Origin of the sequence: Alicyclobacillus fastidiosus, from assembly GCF_026651875.1 — a bacterium.
Taxonomy (GTDB): Bacteria; Bacillota; Bacilli; order Alicyclobacillales; family Alicyclobacillaceae; genus Alicyclobacillus; species Alicyclobacillus fastidiosus.
In genome coordinates this window covers 2,780,315-2,797,137 of record NZ_CP104067.1, presented here as the reverse complement: position 1 = coordinate 2,797,137, position 16,823 = coordinate 2,780,315, and the positions used below count along the sequence as shown (strand labels likewise).

The following is a 16,823-nucleotide window of genomic DNA, read 5'->3' as shown; positions in this document are numbered from 1 at the left end:
TGAGTCAATAATTACGACTAGTCTAAATAATTTGTAATTTTGTCATATCAAGTTTTTTTATCATAATTTTCGCGTATCAAGTAATCAGCTAATAGAGTCTCACGTAGTCGAGTCGCGTAAGCCGACATACCATTCTATAGCAATCAATGAAGATTGAATCCCCACCCTCACGCCGCATTAAACCATGCGGTTTCTCTACGGCGTGAGCATTTCATCTAATAACAATTTAGAACACCGAGACAAATCAAAATTGTTTTCCCGCAGTGACACCACCATCTACTGCTAAACCAGCCCCCATAACATAACTGGATTCATTAGATGCTAAGTATACTGCCGCATCCGCAACATCTTCAGGTCGCCCGAGTTCTCTCCCGAGCTGACGCTGTTTCAGTGACTCAATTGCCGCAGTGGGATCATCGTAAGAACGTTTCAGGTAGTCTTCTACGAATGGCGTAAATATAGTTCCTGGCAACAGCGCATTTACACGAATATGATATGGGGCATAATCGACTTGCATTGATTTTGTCATCGACAAGATGGCTCCCTTAGTCGCGGCATAAGCTGCCCGTCTCGCCAATCCTATTTCAGCAATACACGATGACATGTTGATGATGACGCCTCTATTTTGCTCTATCATTATTGGCAAAACTTCTTTAGAAACCAAGTAGACACCAGTTAAGTTCACTGCAACAACTTTATCCCACAGCGCCTGAGAAACCTCGTGAAGTTCTCCTACGGCACTCACACCAGCGTTGTTAAACAGAACGTCGATTCGTTGGTGACGCTCCATGACCTCTTGTATCCAAGCTCCAACAGAGGTACTGTTGGTTACATCGACGGCAGTGGCAAATGCCGTTGCTCCTCCTGAAGTCATTTCCTCTACCGCTGAGATTGTTGATGGCATATCCACATCTGCGATTTCGACAATAGCTCCCTCGCGTGCAAATGCCCTCGCTGTTGCTGCACCAATTCCTTTACCAGCTCCTGTAATTAGACAAACCTTATTTTGGAGTCTCATATTTCCGCATCCTCTCTTTTAACTAATTTAGTCACGAAATGTGTTCGTTAGGGCACCAAGCTTTTCAATTTCAATAGTTACGGAATCACCAGCCTTTAACCAATTTCGTTGTTCTTCAGGAAAGCCCAAAATGACACCTTCAGGAGTACCAGTCAAAATAATATCTCCAGGTTCAAGGACCATGTACTGCGATAGATACTCAATAATTTCGTCTACATGGAAAATCATGTCTGATGTATTTGAATCCTGACGCTTTTCCCCATTAACGAAAGCTCGAATTCCCAGCTTGTTCGGATCCCCAACTTCATCCGCAGTGACCAAGTATGGGCCAATCGGTGCAAACTTCTCACAGGTCTTCCCTAACAGCCATTGATGCGTGCACATTTGTAGATCACGTGCAGACAAATCGTTCACATTACAGTATCCGAAAACATAATCAAGTGCGTAATCCCTGGGTACGTCAACCGACCGCCGCCCGATTACAACTCCCAGTTCAGCTTCGTAGTCGACCTCATTCGACTTTTTAGGCAATGGAATTTCTTCAAGGTGAGAAGCCACCGTATCTGAGAATTTGCTGAAAACAATAGGGATTGTTGGAATCGGCGCATTCGTTTCTATAGCATGCCGTCTATAATTCAAACCGATACAGATGATTTTTCCGGGTCTTGGTACGCACGGACCAAATGTGATATCTTCTTCGGGTATTGCGTATTCTCCAAGTTCAGAGGCGTATTTTTCAATTAATTCGTTTACATGACTTATGAGTTCCGGATCACGAATGAGGTCATCCACAGTGACCGAAGAAAGTTTCGTTGAGTCGGACACTTTATCCAATTGTGTAAAATCTATGATAGTGTTATTCTCCAATTTAATTCCAATCTTCTCTTGCTCATTTAAATAAAAAGTTAAAATTTTCATAAAATTCTCCTTTCAGAACTTTTCGGTTTCTCCCAATATCACTGTTCCACCAGCTGAGAGGATATGGTCCACAACATGCTCAAAATAGTGTGAATCACCAGAATACCCACTAGACCCCTCACCCCATTTCAAGGCAACACAGACATTGCTTACGCCACTTTCACTTCGTTTAAACTCTTCAAGTTTAGTACAAAGTTTCTGAGCAATCGTTGTTCCAATTTCAAGTGCGTGAATAGAACCCCCGACCGATTGAATACTGACATGTTCCACTGGCTCTCCGAATTTCTCAATATGTCCTGAAGTTGTTCAGCATCAACTACTTCACACCCATGGCTGACGACCATCACGGCTCCAACATTGGAGTCTTCGGCAAATCCTTTAAGAATTCGGAACGTGCGTTCTGAATCTTTTCCAACTTGGCTGCAACCGTGCGCATGAGGCAGCGCAACAGCATCATCTTTCTCTTCAGCAATACGTTCAAACACTACCGACGAGCAAATGAAACTCGGAAGAACAAGTAAGCGATTTCTCGACCCAGACCGAGCGTTCTCGCAAGCATACCCTCTAATTGGTTGAAGTTCTTGCATTTACACACTCCTCTCCGGAATGCAAGTCCCCTCGGCCACGAATTCCTTCAACGTTGTGTACATGTACGTCTTGGCCCGCCTTTATTAAACAGGTGATCGACCAATCACTTCACCATACTTTAAAACTTGTTCGCCTTGGTTTACGGTAACAATTGCCCCTTTATGCCCGAAAGGAATCTTGTCTAACAATTTTATGGCCCTCCACAATAAATCGTGCTGTTCCTCCCTCTGCCAAGTCTCGTAAAGCGGTTGCAATATTATCACGCAAGTTCATGACGAGTAACTCTAGCTTCGAGCTATGGTCGTCTATAGCCACCGGATCGTCTCCTCACATGAAGTTATTCCATTCCGGTTTTGGCCCGCTACCATAACCTAAGGTCGCGCCACCTTCAACTTGAATTGCTTGCCCAGTGATAAAGGACGAATCGTCATTCGCTAAAAATAATGCAACTTTAGCAATTTCATCTGCAGTTGCTGTTCTGCCCACCATGTGAGACAAATCGCTATTTCGCCGCATTTCTTCTGGATATGGTTGGAGGCTAAACCATTTCTCTAGAAGTGGAGTAACAACACCTGCGGGACAAATTGCATTTACACGAACGCCTGACGGCGCTAAATCGATAGCTAGTGAACGAGTCATCGCAATTACTCCACCTTTTGTTGCACTGTATGCGGGATTCTTAGTTTGACCAACAAGCCCGTTCATCGAGCCCATATTAATAATTTTCCCACGTACTTTCCTTAATTCTGGCAGGCTATACTTAATACACAAAAACACACCAGTAAGATTCACGCTTACAACCCGATGCCAATCTGCCTCATCGATGTCTTCAATAAAATTAGGCATGATGATACCAGCATTATTAAATAAGACATCCATTCTGCCATATTGACTGAGGACAGCATCCACCATTTTCAATACACTGTCTTTTCTTGATACATCCACTTGTATGGGGATTGCGTTCCCCCCGTTGTTTGAAATCTCCAACGCAATCTTCTCTGCCGCATCTTGCATCACGTCTGCGACAACCACAGAAGCCTCCTCCGCTGCAAACAACTTCGCAGTTGCCTCTCCAATCCCACTGCCACCACCTGTAATCACTGCTACCTGATTCAGCAATTTACCCATTTCTATGCCTCCGAGTATGATGCTTGTAAAACAAGAGGAAGTATTGTACTGCGGTATCACCGCAGTACAATTAAGAATATTGTAATTAATATGTAAAATTTAGTCCATGAAAAGTTTGTGAAAGAATCGGGTCCGAAGACTGCAGTCCACTTTTGGATTTTGCTGTGTTCAGACACCAGGTAGTTTGTTACGATAGACACGAGAACAGATCATTACATTTACCAAATAATGGTTTATTATCTCATGCCTATCAAAAGATTTACGAGGCTGGGTAGGGTGGGTTCCAAGATGCGAAGATTAAGTGATAATCCCGCAATTCACCTAATTTTCATGAAGGTAGGAGCATTAAATGAAGAAAAATTTCATGCCAGTGAAATCTGCAGATCGCGTTTTTGATATATTGGAGCTATTGGCTCAGCAGAAAAACGGTATTCATATCCGTGAACTGGGTAAGCAGTTGAATATTGCAGACAGTAGCATCCATGCTCTCGTCCATACGATGTTGCAGCGCAGATTTTTAAAAATGGATGGCAACCGGAGAATCTGGCTTGGATCAAAAGTTTATGAGTTCTCCAACATTGTATCCGCAGATCCTCTGTTGAAATTTTCCAAACCCGTCATGAAGGAAATAAAACAGCGGTTTAATCAGAATGTTCACCTTGCCGTATTGGACGGGTTAGATGTGGTATACATTGCCTATGAGGAATCGAATCAACCAATTCGCTATCACATGGAAGTCGGAAAGGTGCAAAGCGCCCATGTGACCGGGCTGGGAAAGATGCTTCTTTCCTCATTTTCTGATGACCAAATTAAAAAGCTGTACCAAAATTATGTCTTTGAAAAATTAACTCCTACCACCATTGATAGTGTTAACAAATTGGTGAAAGAATTAAATCAGATCCGTCAACGTGGTTACAGTATTGACGACGCTGAGTCCTACAAGGGCTGCAAGTGCTTTGCCGCACCTATTTACGATCGATATGACAAAATGATCGCCAGTGTGAGCATCAGCATTCCCTTTTTTACAGATGAGGACGCTCAAAGAGAACCAGAATTGATTTTAACCGTCAAAGAAGCAGCCAATCGGATTAGCTTACTGCTGAAAGAAAATGTTTAACGAGGGCTACGCATAATGAATGCCGGCTGACCTTACGTCCGACCGGCATTCTCAAAACCTCATAATATTAGGATGTACTGGACCAACGCCTTAGATTTATTCCGGTACATACACTTTACTTCTCCCCAGGAGCTCCCAATCAACTTCAACGCCAAGCCCAGGAACAGACGGAGGATTGACATAGCCGTCCTGATCGATAACGATGGGAGCTTTCACCCCGAACGTAAATTGTTTTTCAGGTAGCAGTACTTCATGGTAGGTGCAGTTTTTAATCGAACAATTGACATGAAGGTTCGCCGCATCAAGCAGTGCATAGCAAGTGGTGTGAATCTCGCAATTGATTCCAAATGCCTCACATAAGGCGGCTGTTTTTCTGAGAGCAGTAACGCCGCCTTTCCAGGATACATCGCTTCGGATGATATCGACGGCCCTTCTGGCGATGTATTCTGATGTGGTAAACAGGCTTCCAGAAATAAATTCACAGGCCGCCACAGGGATGTCAAGCTTATCGGATAACCTTACGTAATTTTCAAACTGCTCATCCGGCATCGGTTCCTCATACCAGATAAAATTCATCTCTTCAATCGCTCGCCCCACTTTTAAAGCCTGCTCATAGTTATAAGCCGCTGCAGGATCCAGCATTAGATCGAAGTTGTCGCCGACCGCTTTGCGGACCATTTCGCAGGTGCGAATGTCCAGATTCGGATCTCCAATTGGATGAATTTTATAAGCGTGATAGCCTCTAGCTTTCGAATACAGCGCCTCGTTCACATAAGCCTCAGGCGATGGCAAAACCAACGAACTAGCATACGCCTTCACCTTATTGCGATATGCCCCTAGCACTTGATACATCGGCATTCCAGCTTTCTTCGCCAATATATCCCACAGCGCAATATCGATGGGTCCGATTGCATATGTCGGAAGAAGAGCGTGCCAGCGGTCGACGGTTCTTAATTTGTGCCAAATTTCTTCTATACTTAAAGGATCTTCACCAATTAGTGCAGGTCTTAAAATGTCATAGATGATATTTGCGGTCACTCTTCCACTCCGAGCCCCCCAGGCGAAGGATACGCCCTCGATTCCCTCGTCGGTTACAATGCGCACCGAAACAATATCCCAACGCTGGCCCTTACCTCTTTCATCATCAGCAGTTTCCTGAACCACTTGCTGGTTGGAAACCATCACTTTCACATCTGTAATTTTCATCGCAATCCCCTTTTCCTGAAATCAGAACAATCCATGCTTATCGAATGTTTCCAAAGAATGGACACTGTTTTCACGCTCTCATGTTATTAATTTCTGAATTTTAAAGTTAATTTTATTTTCAGTAAAATCTCTCCTAGTTGTACAGAAATCTGTAGTTAAAAGGTCATTACTGACTTATAGCACTACTTGCATTTGTATGTGTCTGCTTCGTCTTAACCTTTCCGAAGACTGCTAAACCCAATGCACCAATTCCAGCCATGACTGCACCAATAGCAAACCCGATGCTCCATGTATGAGTCATACCCACCAAGGCACCTGTAATCGATGGAGCTAAAATTCCTGCCAGATTTGCAATAAAGTGAACAAATCCCATAACTCCTCCAACCCTTGAAGATGGCACAACTTCGGCAATAATTGCAAAATATTGAGCTCCCGTTAAATAAAGTAAAAATACAGACACTGCCATAAGAGTAACAGCACTGATCAAAGAGGAGGCCAATGCACTCGGAACAAAGGCGGCACCAGCACCAAGTAGGCTAATCACTACTACCCATTTACGAACCACAGTCGTTTTGCCTGTTTTCCGTCCCAACCAATCCGTTAATAAACCGCCTATGATGATTCCTATAGCTCCAGCTACCCAAGGAATACCGCCACTTATAGCCAAGTTTTTAATATTTATGTGTCGAGCCTGAACGAGATAATCAGGAAACCAGTTAAGAAACGTAAAGAGCACCCATGAGTATCCAAAAAAAGCTATTGCAACTGTCCAAACAAGCGGACTTTTTAGATACTGTCGCACAGTTGGAACCGAACCATCTACAGCGTACTCAGGACTTCTTGCCAGTTCGCCAGCCTGAATTTGCGTCAATTCTTTTACGGTAATCCAAGGATGTTGTTCCGGTTTATCCCTAACAACAACAAACCAACCAATGGCAATCAGAAGACCGATTAACCCAAGTATTATAAAAGGAATTCGCCAGTTACCGTGTGAAATAACCATTAACCATACAACTAAAGGTGTTGCGATAGCGCCCCCTAAAGCTGTCGATGCATTGGCAATGCCTATAGCTGAACCAAGTTCTCTTTGTGGGAACCAACTGCCCAAGGTTTTGGTTGTAACGGACCCTTGAGGACCCTCTCCAAAGCCGAACAGCAACCGTTGCAGGAAAAAGGTGAGGAAATTGAACCCAACTACCGTCAGCGCCGTGAGAATGGACCACCACACACATGCCAGCGCCATAATTTTTCTCGGCCCAAACTTATCTGATGTCCACCCTCCAACAAAACAAAATGGGGCGTATCCAAATGAAAAGGCTCCTAAAATAATTCCCCAAGTTACTGTATCAAAGTGGAATTCTTTCATAATATATGGTGCTCCAACAGCAATCGCGGATCGATCACCATAGTTTAACCCCAACGAGAGCATTCACGAATACAACCACCCAGCGCATGTTCGATACACTGAATTTAGAAGACTTGACCAGTTCCATCTCATGCCCTCCTTTAGATTTATTAATTAGAGTTTTTAAACCACAATTATTAGCGAAAATTCAGTGTCCAATTACAAGTACTTCGCCATATTCGCATATTCGGACATGATTGATGGGGGTATCCAAGGCAAGTGGTTTGCCTTGAATACCCTTGATCTAAATTTAAAACCATCCATGCTTATAGAATGATTCAAGAGGATGGACACCATTTTGTACGTCGTTGCGTACATGATTCTCGGTGTTTAACAACTCCTCTGATTTGAGCAAAATTTCCTCAGCAACTTCAAGCGGAATGACGACAACTCCGTCTTTGTCCGCTTTAATGATATCTCCCGGATTTACATTGACATTCTTAATGCGAATCGGCACATTATATTCTTTCACGTACCAACGACCCACAATATCTACTGGAGTCGTATACAACTTATACAAAGGAAGGCCCAACTTTTGGACGTAGTCAATGTCACGTGCTCCCCCGTAAATAACCGCGCCTACACCGCCGCGTGCTTTTATCGTTGTGGATGCAAGTTCTCCCAAATGAGAGCAAATATCGTCGTTTGGCTGAATAACCACAACATTATTTTTTTGCACGTCTCCAAGCATTTTCAATAGAGGAACAAAAGCAACTTCCGTCTCCTTAGAATGGGTAGCCTGACCGTTGACAGTCAATGCCGTTCCACAAAAATTAACTTCAGGATTGAGTGGAGTAAGTTCTTTGGGAAGTACCTGGTCTCTGTATCCGATAGAATCCAGCATGTCGGAGACTGCCCCGTTGTATACTTTCTTAAAGCGTTCCAACACTTCTTCCAATGGTATGTTGTTTACCATATATTCCATCCTCTTTTCACATTGATTTAATTTTCACACTACGTCGCAGGCCCTGCTTGGTTTGTACGGTATCGCATATTCCCGATGACCAAGCAGTTCCGCCCGTGTCAGTTTTCCTCCAGCCACTTGCGTGATCAGGTCCACAATGTCCTGCCCCACTTGTTCAATGGTTGCGGTGCCCTCGATAATACTTCCGGCCTTAATGTCCATATTGTCTGACATCCTTCTACCAGTCTCAGGGTTACCGCATACTTTGATTACCGGCGAGACAACAGAGCCAACAACGCTTCCTCGCCCAGTGGTAAACAAAATGATATGCGCACCCGATGCGATCAGGGACACCAATCCATCGCTGTCATTTTCCTCATAGTGGGTCACTAGTTGGGAATCTAAAATGCCCACTTTGTCCAGTAAATAGAGTCCAGGAGCCACGGGTTTTTGTCCTGTCTTTAAAATGCCATCAATTGGTTTCGTTCCGGCTTTGCATAAAGCACCCAGTGATTTTTCCTCAATGGTAGTCAGTCCACCTTTCTCATTGCCGGTGGAAATGGCAAACGCTTTCAGAATGTTACCGAGTTCGTTGGCTCTCTTAAGGCCGTCCAGCAGCTGCTGTTTCGTCGCATCAGTAGTTGGGCGCTCTAGCAAATAATCGTTGCATCCAAGCAGTTCTGGTAGTTCACTGAAGATTACCGTAGCGCCTTGTTCAATCAGTCGATCGACAGCCCAGCCCGTAGCGGGGTTCGCAGAAATCCCCGATGTAGCATCCGAGCCTCCACATTCAACACCAATGATTAGATCACCTAGGGAAATATCCACCATCTGTGTTTGTTGGGAATGGTAGACCATTTCCATGGCGTAGGCTTTTCCTCTCTCAATGGAAGCAATGGTACCACCGGTTTGCTGAATATTAATGAGTTCAACACGTTTTCCGGACATCCTGATTTGTTCAACTAGCAGGTCCACATTGGTGGATTCACAGCCTAGTCGGACGACAATGACACCAGCCACGTTCGGATGTTTGCCCAACTCGACAAGCATTTTAAATGCATAAGGATCCGAATAACATCCACCAAAACCGAATACTTCTGCCCCGGGCACGCTTCGGGCAATCATGTCAGCAACGTGGTGAGCGCATTCCACGGTGTAGATCACAGCTACGTGATTGCGGATACCAATTCTGCCATCCTGTCTTTTATACCCCTTCATTCGGCATCTCCCTTCGTTTGTAAAGTAACTAGATTGTGGAGATGCACATGTTCGCCAATAAAAACAGATTGACTACTCCTACCAATTGCGACACCGTATTTAAAAACTTTTTCACCTTCCCTTATGTCCCGCACGGCAAACTTGTGCCCGAATTTTATTTCGTCTTTCAACGCAACGGACAGATTTCGCTCAGGAAAATGAATGACCATCCCTGCAGTGAAATCTTCCAAAGCGGTTGCTACATTGTCTTTCTGGTGCAGGATGATTGCTCTTCCCGTGGTTTTTGTTGTCATCTCCTTCACCTCGTCTTATCAACTTCGTCACAATTCTTATCTGGCCATCCATCCGCCGTCAACGGTTAGAATCTCTCCACACACATAGTCGGAAGCGGTAGATGCGAGGAAGACAACCGCGCCTTTAAAGTCTTCAGGTATGCCCCAGCGGCCCGCTGGGATACGGGTTACTATGGACGAATAGCGCTCAGGATCGCTCCTGAGAGCTTCTGTGTTGTCGGTAACGATATATCCAGGAGCGATCGCGTTCACCTGAACGCCCTTTCCTGCCCACTCGTTAGCCAGCGCCTTCGTCAACTGTCCGATGGCACCTTTGCTAGCTGCATAACCAGGTACGTTGATACCTCCTTGAAACGTAAGGAGAGAGGCAGTGAAGATAATTTTCCCGGAACCTTTCGCCACCATTTCCTTGCCAATTTCTCGGCTTAACACAAACTGTGCGTTCAAATTTACATCGATCACCTTATCCCAATATTCGTCGGGATGTTCAGAAGCAGGTTTCCGCAGAATTGTTCCTGCATTGTTTATCAGAATATCAATCACCGGAAAATCGGTTTTTACTTGCTCAACAAACTGGTAAATCACGCTACGGTCGCTGAAATCGCAGGCATATCCTTTAAAATTACGGCCGAGCGCTGTGACTCCTTGCTCAACCTGACTGCTGCATTGTTCCAGAGAGGCACTGACTCCAATTATATCGGCGCCCGCTTCAGCCAGTGCCAAGGCCATTGCTTTTCCGATGCCACGCTTGCAACCTGTAACGAGCGCGGTCTTTCCGTCCAATTTAAACAAATCCATTACGTTCATCGTTTCTATTCCCTTTCTGTTCTCAAGAACAGGTGAGTAGGATTTTCATAACGTTTCCACCACTTTCCATTTGTCTAAACCCTTTTTCCAAATATTCGAGCGGGTAAACTTCCGTAATGATGCGGTCAAGTGGTAATTGTCCAGTAGCGGCAAGCTGCAAAGCATTTTCAAAGTCTTCTGGCTCGTAAACCCTTGCACCAAACAGTTTTAATTCCCGCCAGAAAAACGGAAAAGATCAACTTTTGGCGGTTGGCCAAAAATGCCGACTACCACAATTCTTCCTCTTGTACGTGGAAGTTGGGTCATCACCTCCGCTCCGGCTGCCGATGCAGTTACTTCAAACACGATATCGGCACCGGCTCCGGACCTCTGTTCATTGACGAATTGGACGATATCCTGTTCCTTGGGATTTATCGTTGCCAATCCGAGTTGCTGAAGAGTTTGCAGACGAAATGGGTTGATTTCCGAGACGAGAACCTTGGCACCTGCTTTCTGAGCCACCAAAGCAATCAGCATTCCAATTGGGCCACCGCCAAGGACAACAGCATATTCGCCCCGTTTCACTTGGCCGATTCTTACATCGTGACACGCAACCGCCAACGGTTCAATTAACGCACCGTGTTGCAATGACAAATTACTGGGAATACGGTGCAAGGTGTGTGTAGGAACTGTCCAATAGGTCTGAAAAGCGCCTGGAGTTTCGATGCCGAGAAAGTTTAAAGTCTGGCAAATATGACTATGTCCGGCCCTACAAGCTGGACATTCCCCGCAAGAGTCCAGAGGTCCTCACCGTAACGTGGTCGCCTACAACAAAATCAGTTACGGTTTCCCCTACTTCCTGAATGACTCCGGACATTTCATGGCCCATGACTTGTGGAAATGTGACCCTTTTGTCCATATGGCCATGAAAGATGTGAAGATCGGTGCCGCAAATCCCTGCGTAGGAGACCTTGATTTGTACTTCTCCTGCCTTCGGGGGTACCGGTGCACACTGGCCAACGCGGATTTTCTGATTCCCTTCGTAAAATACGGCTTTCATCTTGCTTTCACCTCATTGACCAGCCTTCAAAAAGATTTCTTATATATGAAAATTATTTTTATGTATATGTTTATGCTATCCGTAGTTATTCTATTTTGTCAATTCAGAAATCAACTAAGGCGGACCCCTTGTCAACAATGGCCAAATCATGTAGCTGGTGGACGACTGATGGTGACGGTCTAGCAGTGACTTTGGGGTGGGCCTGCCGCTGTGTCAGGGACAGGCCGTCTAGCAACCAGTGTAGCTCGCGTACATCTAGTTCTACATGATGCACTTGACCGGGCAGTAAAATGGGGGCTTGTGGCTCGCAACATCGCAGATGCCGTCGACCCGCCCAAACCTGACCCAGTTCAAATGTCCGTTTGGACGCGTGAAGACGTACTAAGGTTTCTTGAAGAAGCCAAATCTAGCTCGTACTATATTGTTTTTTTAATCGCTGTGACCACTGGCATGAGAAAGGGAGAGATTCTCGGCCTTCGCTGGGTGGACGTTGACTTGGAGAATGGAAGGGTATACGTCAGGCAAACTCTGACGTATGTAAACGGCCAACCTGTGTTTCTTGACCCGAAGACCAATAAAGGTAAGCGGATGGTTGCCCTCTCTCCCGAGGTTGTGGTTCAACTTCGTAAGTACAAGGCTATTCAAGCAAAAAACAAGCTTCGATTAGGTCCCCTATATCATGACAACGGGTTGGTTGTCACGCGTCAAGACGGGAGTCCCGCTTCAATCAATACACTGGACAAACAGTGGTACGCTCTTCTTGAACAGTCAGGCGTCCCCCGCATCCGTTTCCATGATTTGCGCCATACCCATGCGAGCTTGCTATTGCAACAAGGGGTCCACCCAAAAATTGTGTCAGAGAGACTAGGCCACTCCACCATTAACATCACCTTGGACACCTACTCTCACGTACTGCCCGGGCTTCAGGAACAGGTCGCTAAAGATTTTGGTGATGCGTTGTTTGGGGACACACTGAAAAAACAGAGGATAGTTAACGACACCGATTAGCGGCTGATTTGCAATTGAATCTTTTGGAGATTAGCATCACAGCTAATCACAAGCACATTCCGTGCCGCACCAACAGTTCCCCAAAAGTCAAAACCACCGTGTCACTATGGCACGGTGGTTTCTCACTTCCCTATACATGAATTCTAGAGCCGCCCGAATTTGGTGTCGTATACGTCTCAATGTGTGCACGGACCACGTCAATAATTTATCTGTCTTAAGCAGATGCTTTTGAAAATTGATACTCAATCCACACTACAATCGCGAAACATGCTGAGCAGACGGGGGGGGCGCATCCTCGACAGCGTCCTCTATTTACCCACCGTCTCGTTGTGTCTTCACGCATTGGAATTTCTAGCCTTAGCTGCGAAGTCGAGAACTTTATCCAACACATGGGCCAGTTCCGCTATAAAGTGCTCATTGTCTACACCTGGTGACAGGTTGACCAGGCGAACATTGTGGGTGTTATCGTACTCCACATCATCCTTCGTAGGGTAATCTGTGTTTCTGGGGTAGACACCCCAGACTTCGATGACCGGTCGCATTTGCTCGCGTAAGCTGGGGGGAAGGTATCCTCCAAGAAGCCACGACGATTTACTATCATTCGAATACGAGATGAGCTGATTCGTCGCCGGCGGACGCTTAGCCGGTCTAGGATTGGGATTCCAAAACCATGACTTGTGTCGATATTTGAAATCCATCATCACCGACCCACAGTAAACATTTCTATGAAACACGTCAATGCGAGCGTCTGGTCGATTATGAAATCCGCCAGGCATGTGCATAGGTGTTACTTCCAGGTTGGTCTGACTCGCCCTGGATGGTAGTGTCGCATTGTAGACTAAGTGAACCCGGACCTCTTCTTTCTCTAGCACGATAAAGGTATCTGGCATAAGAACAGGAACAAACAATTCTTCGGATGCTGTCTGTGCCGAATCGTAAATCCATCCTCGTTTGGGTACAAACGACAGCCCGTCAGAAAACGCAGTGCAGAGTTTAAGGAAACCCCAAAGTTCATAAAGAAGGTCAGTTCGCTTCCACTGGTAGGCAAACGCCGGATCGAGTTTCACCTGAACATTGTCGGCGTGCAAATCTCGGTACATTCTGTATAGTGCGCGATACCGCGGGTCTTGTAGCAATACGTGTGGTACGTATGATGGTCGCGTTTGGCGGACAGATTCATACCACGTTGAGCGGGTCACCAGCTGAACACTATGCAGCATTTTGCGAGCGTGCTCTGCAAACAAATCCAGCTCTCTAAGCACCATTCTGTGACCGCGAATCACTGCGGATTCGCCTGACGTCTGCCGTCTGTCCTCTGCGAACAGCAGTTGCTCGTTGAGTTCGGACTGAATATAGTCACGATACGAATCTAAGGACCGAATCACATCATCCAGATAAGTGCGGACGGTAGATACGATTCTTGCAATCCACTGGTTCTCAGGCAAATTATAGTCGACGTCTCGGACAGGTGCTTTCAGCGTGTCGACGTAATCTGGATGCGTCAATCGGTGTCGAATGGTCACTTCATCGATTGCTTTCACGCGTTCAACTGGTAACAGCCGATATTCGGTGCGAATTCGATAGTTCACCATTTCCACCAAATCGGCTAAAGCCGCCATCACCGTGGGAAAATGTTGTCGGATAACCAGAAATCGATGTAGATGCTCCGCAGGGATGTATTGCTCCAAACTATCCCCTACACTGAGATTCTTCCGGACAATGGCCTGTGCCAGGCCTCGAACTTCTACCTCAAGCTCGTCACGCATAATTTCCCACTGTTGCACAGAAATCCTGCTTGGCACAATTTGAATGGACGTTACATAAGATTGGCCCTGAACAACCACCTTAATACGATAAAATCCCGGAATATATGGGTAATACTCATCTGATGGTGTATAGAGAACATACGGTCGAGACGAAGGTTCAAGATAGGGCGTCCCGGTATGGTCCAGCTCGACGCTCTTATCCGCGAGCAGTTCCAAACCGTCCATATAAAACCTTGCTTCATCATCGTCCGCGATAAATTGAACCTCGAGTCGAGAGTTTTCTCGAAGCTGAACCGGTGACGGGTAATTGTCTAGACGACTTTCATCGGTAAAGAAAGCGTTAACGGGTTTTGACTGACCATCTCTACCCGCTAGGAAGCGCACTGTGAACGGAAGATTAGATGGTATATCCATGTAATCTCAACTCTTTCGCTTTGTGGCCTATCACTTTTCGTGTTTCCTTGAAATCCGAAACCTGGCTGAACCTGTCTAGGCATTGAAGTAACAAACTTTCAGACACGGCATCATTGTCCTTTTGGTAAGTGCCTAACAAGCGTCTCAATTGGTCTTCCGACCCCCGAACTTTTGTCATGACTCGTTGCACAACTTGGAGATCCAATGCTTGATCGCGACTCAATGCGGAGTCAGTCGGTAGGTTTTTGAGATACGCGTCGATTTGGCGAACAATTCTATACCCAATCCCACGATTGAAGTCAATCGACTGAAACAGTTGATGGATTTCTTCCAAGATAGATAACTCATCGTTGGTAAGCTGAATCCCCTCAGATGTGTTGCGGAATGCTGAAAAATCTTCCGTACTCCACGCACGTCGAAGGCTCTTCTCGACCCTTCTATCACCAACTTGTTTCAGTTGATGGAATGGAAGTACATGGAGGGTGATAACATTCGCTCTATCCAACACTTTGTCCGAAAAATGATGGGTTGACTCGTCCAAGTTAACCGTCCCAACGAACATGACGTTCGATCCGATGGTGATGGAGGCCCGATACTCCTTGTAGTTGTATAAACGCGTCATTAAGTCCTCGTTATACAATCGAAGCTCTCTTCTGCCTTGCGGCATTTCAAGCACTGAGAGGAACTGCGAGAAATAATGTTCTACGCGGGCCAAATTCATCTCATCAAAGCATATAATGTACAGTTTGTCTGGATTATCCTGAGCCTGTTTCAGCGTGTCAATCAGGCCTGAATCTCCAGGTCGATATACGTTGTGAATCGAGTCGACATAGCCAATCAAGTCGGCATCGTCCGTCCATGCGGGCCGCACAGGGATAATGTTCAATTGTTCGCTGTCCATGCCAAGCGCACGTCCGTACACTTCGACCAACCGAGACTTGCCTGTTCCACTCATTCCCGCAAGGATAACCAACGTCGACGATTTCATCGCTGTGTGAAAATTAATTAAATCGGTATCAGAATACAGTAGATTCCGCTCGCGAGCGGATTGCATAAAGTGTTCAAGAAACGCCGCCTCCGACCGGTCTTCTGTCAACAAGTCCTTTCGCCCATCAGTCCGTGATATAGGCAACACGTTTGTCAAAACTGGTTTATCCATCATTACATCATTCCCTTTGACTGACGGCGCTGACGTTGCAGCGATTTCGTTGCCAATTTCGGTGGATTCCTTCAATGAAACGATTTCAGCAGCCGAACTACCTGTATGCATTGCATCCGCCATGTGGTTGTAGACGTCTAGGCTGACAAACAGAATGTCGCCCTCAGAAAAGGCGTCGTCAAACCATTCTTCGCGGAACTCGGTCCGTTTTAAATCATTAAACTTAAATGAAAAACCACCATTGGCGTACAGGTGTCTCTCAAATTCCCCGTAAACCGTGAGGGATCCGTCTCGCCCCCTCCACACAACATACGTAGGGGTGTCGTTCAACTCAGTTGAAATATGTTCAATCTTCCCTACGTAACGTTCGGATTGAAGTTTTTCGAGAAACTCGGATTCACTTACACCATGTTTTCCCTCACCAAATACCGGTACAGGAATATACGTTGTCGAGTCACGATAGGCGTCGGTCTTCGGATGCGTACGTACCTCAGTAATCTGGTAGACCTCGTCTGCATCTGGACGGGTTTTACGTTGCGGACGAAAGACCAGTAACTTGTCCTCCAAGAAGTTAACTAGTGCCTGACGGCGAACCTCCTGATCCTCCCACGGGTGATCCTCGAATGCGTACGCCGCGAGATTGGAGCTGAATCCGGTAAATAGATTTTGATTCGGAAACGTTTCTGGTGTCTCCGAAATCAACCGTACAGAGAATTGTATAGAATTCTGAGAGTTAACAAATACACATGATTTTCCCGTCTTTTCACGAACGTACTCCTCAGAAGCTAGTACACCTACTACGTCAATGTCCCACGTTTTGTTAATCATGAATGTA

The 16,823-nt window shown here is 45.7% G+C and carries 17 protein-coding genes; 2 read left to right on the top strand and 15 right to left on the bottom strand.

Going from position 1 to position 16,823, the window contains the following annotated elements; translation table 11 throughout:
* Positions 1–244: 244 nt before the first annotated feature.
* The 5 genes from NZD89_RS13975 to NZD89_RS13955 all read right to left on the bottom strand — a co-directional run bounded on the left by NZD89_RS13975 (position 245) and on the right by NZD89_RS13955 (position 3,652).
* Positions 245–1,018, bottom strand: a complete 774-nt coding sequence (locus NZD89_RS13975; RefSeq protein ID WP_268008292.1) for an SDR family NAD(P)-dependent oxidoreductase — start codon at positions 1,016–1,018, stop codon at positions 245–247.
* Between the two features lie 27 nt (positions 1,019–1,045).
* A complete protein-coding gene (locus NZD89_RS13970) occupies positions 1,046–1,936 on the bottom strand; it encodes a fumarylacetoacetate hydrolase family protein (protein ID WP_268008291.1) in 891 nt (296 codons plus the stop codon).
* 149 nt (positions 1,937–2,085) lie between these two features.
* The gene (locus tag NZD89_RS13965) at positions 2,086–2,523 is read right to left on the bottom strand and encodes a UxaA family hydrolase (protein ID WP_268008290.1); all 438 of its coding nucleotides are present in this window, start codon (positions 2,521–2,523) and stop codon (positions 2,086–2,088) included.
* An 84-nt stretch (positions 2,524–2,607) separates the two neighbouring features.
* Positions 2,608–2,712, bottom strand: a complete 105-nt coding sequence (locus NZD89_RS30235) for a hypothetical protein (RefSeq protein WP_488798530.1) — start codon at positions 2,710–2,712, stop codon at positions 2,608–2,610.
* A 139-nt stretch (positions 2,713–2,851) separates the two neighbouring features.
* A complete protein-coding gene (locus NZD89_RS13955; RefSeq protein WP_268008289.1) occupies positions 2,852–3,652 on the bottom strand; it encodes an SDR family NAD(P)-dependent oxidoreductase in 801 nt (266 codons plus the stop codon).
* Positions 3,653–4,001: 349 nt separating this feature from the next.
* On the opposite strand from NZD89_RS13955, the gene NZD89_RS13950 reads away from it, so the two are divergent.
* Entirely contained in the window at positions 4,002–4,769 is a 768-nt protein-coding gene (locus NZD89_RS13950; RefSeq protein WP_268008288.1) for an IclR family transcriptional regulator, read from the top strand.
* A gap of 96 nt (positions 4,770–4,865) precedes the next feature.
* Here the strand turns inward: NZD89_RS13950 and NZD89_RS13945 are convergent, their stop codons facing one another.
* The 8 genes from NZD89_RS13945 to NZD89_RS13910 all read right to left on the bottom strand — a co-directional run bounded on the left by NZD89_RS13945 (position 4,866) and on the right by NZD89_RS13910 (position 11,641).
* A complete protein-coding gene (locus NZD89_RS13945; RefSeq protein WP_268008287.1) occupies positions 4,866–5,975 on the bottom strand; it encodes an enolase C-terminal domain-like protein in 1,110 nt (369 codons plus the stop codon).
* Between the two features lie 166 nt (positions 5,976–6,141).
* Positions 6,142–7,404: an MFS transporter gene (locus tag NZD89_RS13940; protein WP_268008286.1), complete on the bottom strand. Its 1,263-nt coding sequence runs from the start codon at positions 7,402–7,404 to the stop codon at positions 6,142–6,144.
* 226 nt (positions 7,405–7,630) lie between these two features.
* Complete coding sequence (locus NZD89_RS13935) at positions 7,631–8,296, bottom strand: RraA family protein (protein ID WP_268008285.1); 666 nt, start codon at positions 8,294–8,296, stop codon at positions 7,631–7,633.
* A 33-nt stretch (positions 8,297–8,329) separates the two neighbouring features.
* The gene (locus NZD89_RS13930; protein ID WP_268008284.1) at positions 8,330–9,502 is read right to left on the bottom strand and encodes a UxaA family hydrolase; all 1,173 of its coding nucleotides are present in this window, start codon (positions 9,500–9,502) and stop codon (positions 8,330–8,332) included.
* On the bottom strand, positions 9,499–9,795 hold the full coding sequence (locus tag NZD89_RS13925; protein WP_268008283.1) for a UxaA family hydrolase: 297 nt from the start codon (positions 9,793–9,795) through the stop codon (positions 9,499–9,501). The genes NZD89_RS13930 and NZD89_RS13925 overlap by 4 nt, the downstream gene beginning before the upstream one ends.
* A gap of 36 nt (positions 9,796–9,831) precedes the next feature.
* Complete coding sequence (locus tag NZD89_RS13920) at positions 9,832–10,593, bottom strand: SDR family oxidoreductase (RefSeq protein ID WP_431308714.1); 762 nt, start codon at positions 10,591–10,593, stop codon at positions 9,832–9,834.
* Between the two features lie 216 nt (positions 10,594–10,809).
* Complete coding sequence (locus NZD89_RS13915; protein ID WP_268008281.1) at positions 10,810–11,166, bottom strand: zinc-binding dehydrogenase; 357 nt, start codon at positions 11,164–11,166, stop codon at positions 10,810–10,812.
* A 184-nt stretch (positions 11,167–11,350) separates the two neighbouring features.
* A complete protein-coding gene (locus NZD89_RS13910) occupies positions 11,351–11,641 on the bottom strand; it encodes an alcohol dehydrogenase catalytic domain-containing protein (RefSeq protein WP_268008280.1) in 291 nt (96 codons plus the stop codon).
* A 210-nt stretch (positions 11,642–11,851) separates the two neighbouring features.
* Between NZD89_RS13910 and NZD89_RS13905 the strand changes: the two genes are divergently transcribed.
* Positions 11,852–12,649, top strand: a complete 798-nt coding sequence (locus tag NZD89_RS13905) for a site-specific integrase (RefSeq protein WP_268008279.1) — start codon at positions 11,852–11,854, stop codon at positions 12,647–12,649.
* A 335-nt stretch (positions 12,650–12,984) separates the two neighbouring features.
* Here NZD89_RS13905 and NZD89_RS13900 read toward each other — a convergent pair whose 3' ends face one another.
* Positions 12,985–14,829: a hypothetical protein gene (locus tag NZD89_RS13900; RefSeq protein WP_268008278.1), complete on the bottom strand. Its 1,845-nt coding sequence runs from the start codon at positions 14,827–14,829 to the stop codon at positions 12,985–12,987.
* The gene (locus tag NZD89_RS13895; RefSeq protein ID WP_268008277.1) at positions 14,813–16,816 is read right to left on the bottom strand and encodes an McrB family protein; all 2,004 of its coding nucleotides are present in this window, start codon (positions 16,814–16,816) and stop codon (positions 14,813–14,815) included. Before NZD89_RS13895 ends, NZD89_RS13900 begins: the two co-directional genes overlap by 17 nt.
* Positions 16,817–16,823: the final 7 nt, after the last annotated feature.

Coding starts and splice junctions, on each gene's coding strand:
- NZD89_RS13975 (WP_268008292.1), bottom strand. CDS start 1,018: ATGAGACTCCAAAATAAGGTTTGTCTAATTACAGGAGCTGGTAAAGGA.
- NZD89_RS13970 (WP_268008291.1), bottom strand. CDS start 1,936: ATGAAAATTTTAACTTTTTATTTAAATGAGCAAGAGAAGATTGGAATT.
- NZD89_RS13965 (WP_268008290.1), bottom strand. CDS start 2,523: ATGCAAGAACTTCAACCAATTAGAGGGTATGCTTGCGAGAACGCTCGG.
- NZD89_RS13955 (WP_268008289.1), bottom strand. CDS start 3,652: ATGGGTAAATTGCTGAATCAGGTAGCAGTGATTACAGGTGGTGGCAGT.
- NZD89_RS13950 (WP_268008288.1), top strand. CDS start 4,002: ATGAAGAAAAATTTCATGCCAGTGAAATCTGCAGATCGCGTTTTTGAT.
- NZD89_RS13945 (WP_268008287.1), bottom strand. CDS start 5,975: ATGAAAATTACAGATGTGAAAGTGATGGTTTCCAACCAGCAAGTGGTT.
- NZD89_RS13940 (WP_268008286.1), bottom strand. CDS start 7,404: ATGCTCTCGTTGGGGTTAAACTATGGTGATCGATCCGCGATTGCTGTT.
- NZD89_RS13935 (WP_268008285.1), bottom strand. CDS start 8,296: ATGGTAAACAACATACCATTGGAAGAAGTGTTGGAACGCTTTAAGAAA.
- NZD89_RS13930 (WP_268008284.1), bottom strand. CDS start 9,502: ATGAAGGGGTATAAAAGACAGGATGGCAGAATTGGTATCCGCAATCAC.
- NZD89_RS13925 (WP_268008283.1), bottom strand. CDS start 9,795: ATGACAACAAAAACCACGGGAAGAGCAATCATCCTGCACCAGAAAGAC.
- NZD89_RS13920 (WP_431308714.1), bottom strand. CDS start 10,593: ATGGATTTGTTTAAATTGGACGGAAAGACCGCGCTCGTTACAGGTTGC.
- NZD89_RS13910 (WP_268008280.1), bottom strand. CDS start 11,641: ATGAAAGCCGTATTTTACGAAGGGAATCAGAAAATCCGCGTTGGCCAG.
- NZD89_RS13900 (WP_268008278.1), bottom strand. CDS start 14,829: ATGGATATACCATCTAATCTTCCGTTCACAGTGCGCTTCCTAGCGGGT.
- NZD89_RS13895 (WP_268008277.1), bottom strand. CDS start 16,816: ATGATTAACAAAACGTGGGACATTGACGTAGTAGGTGTACTAGCTTCT.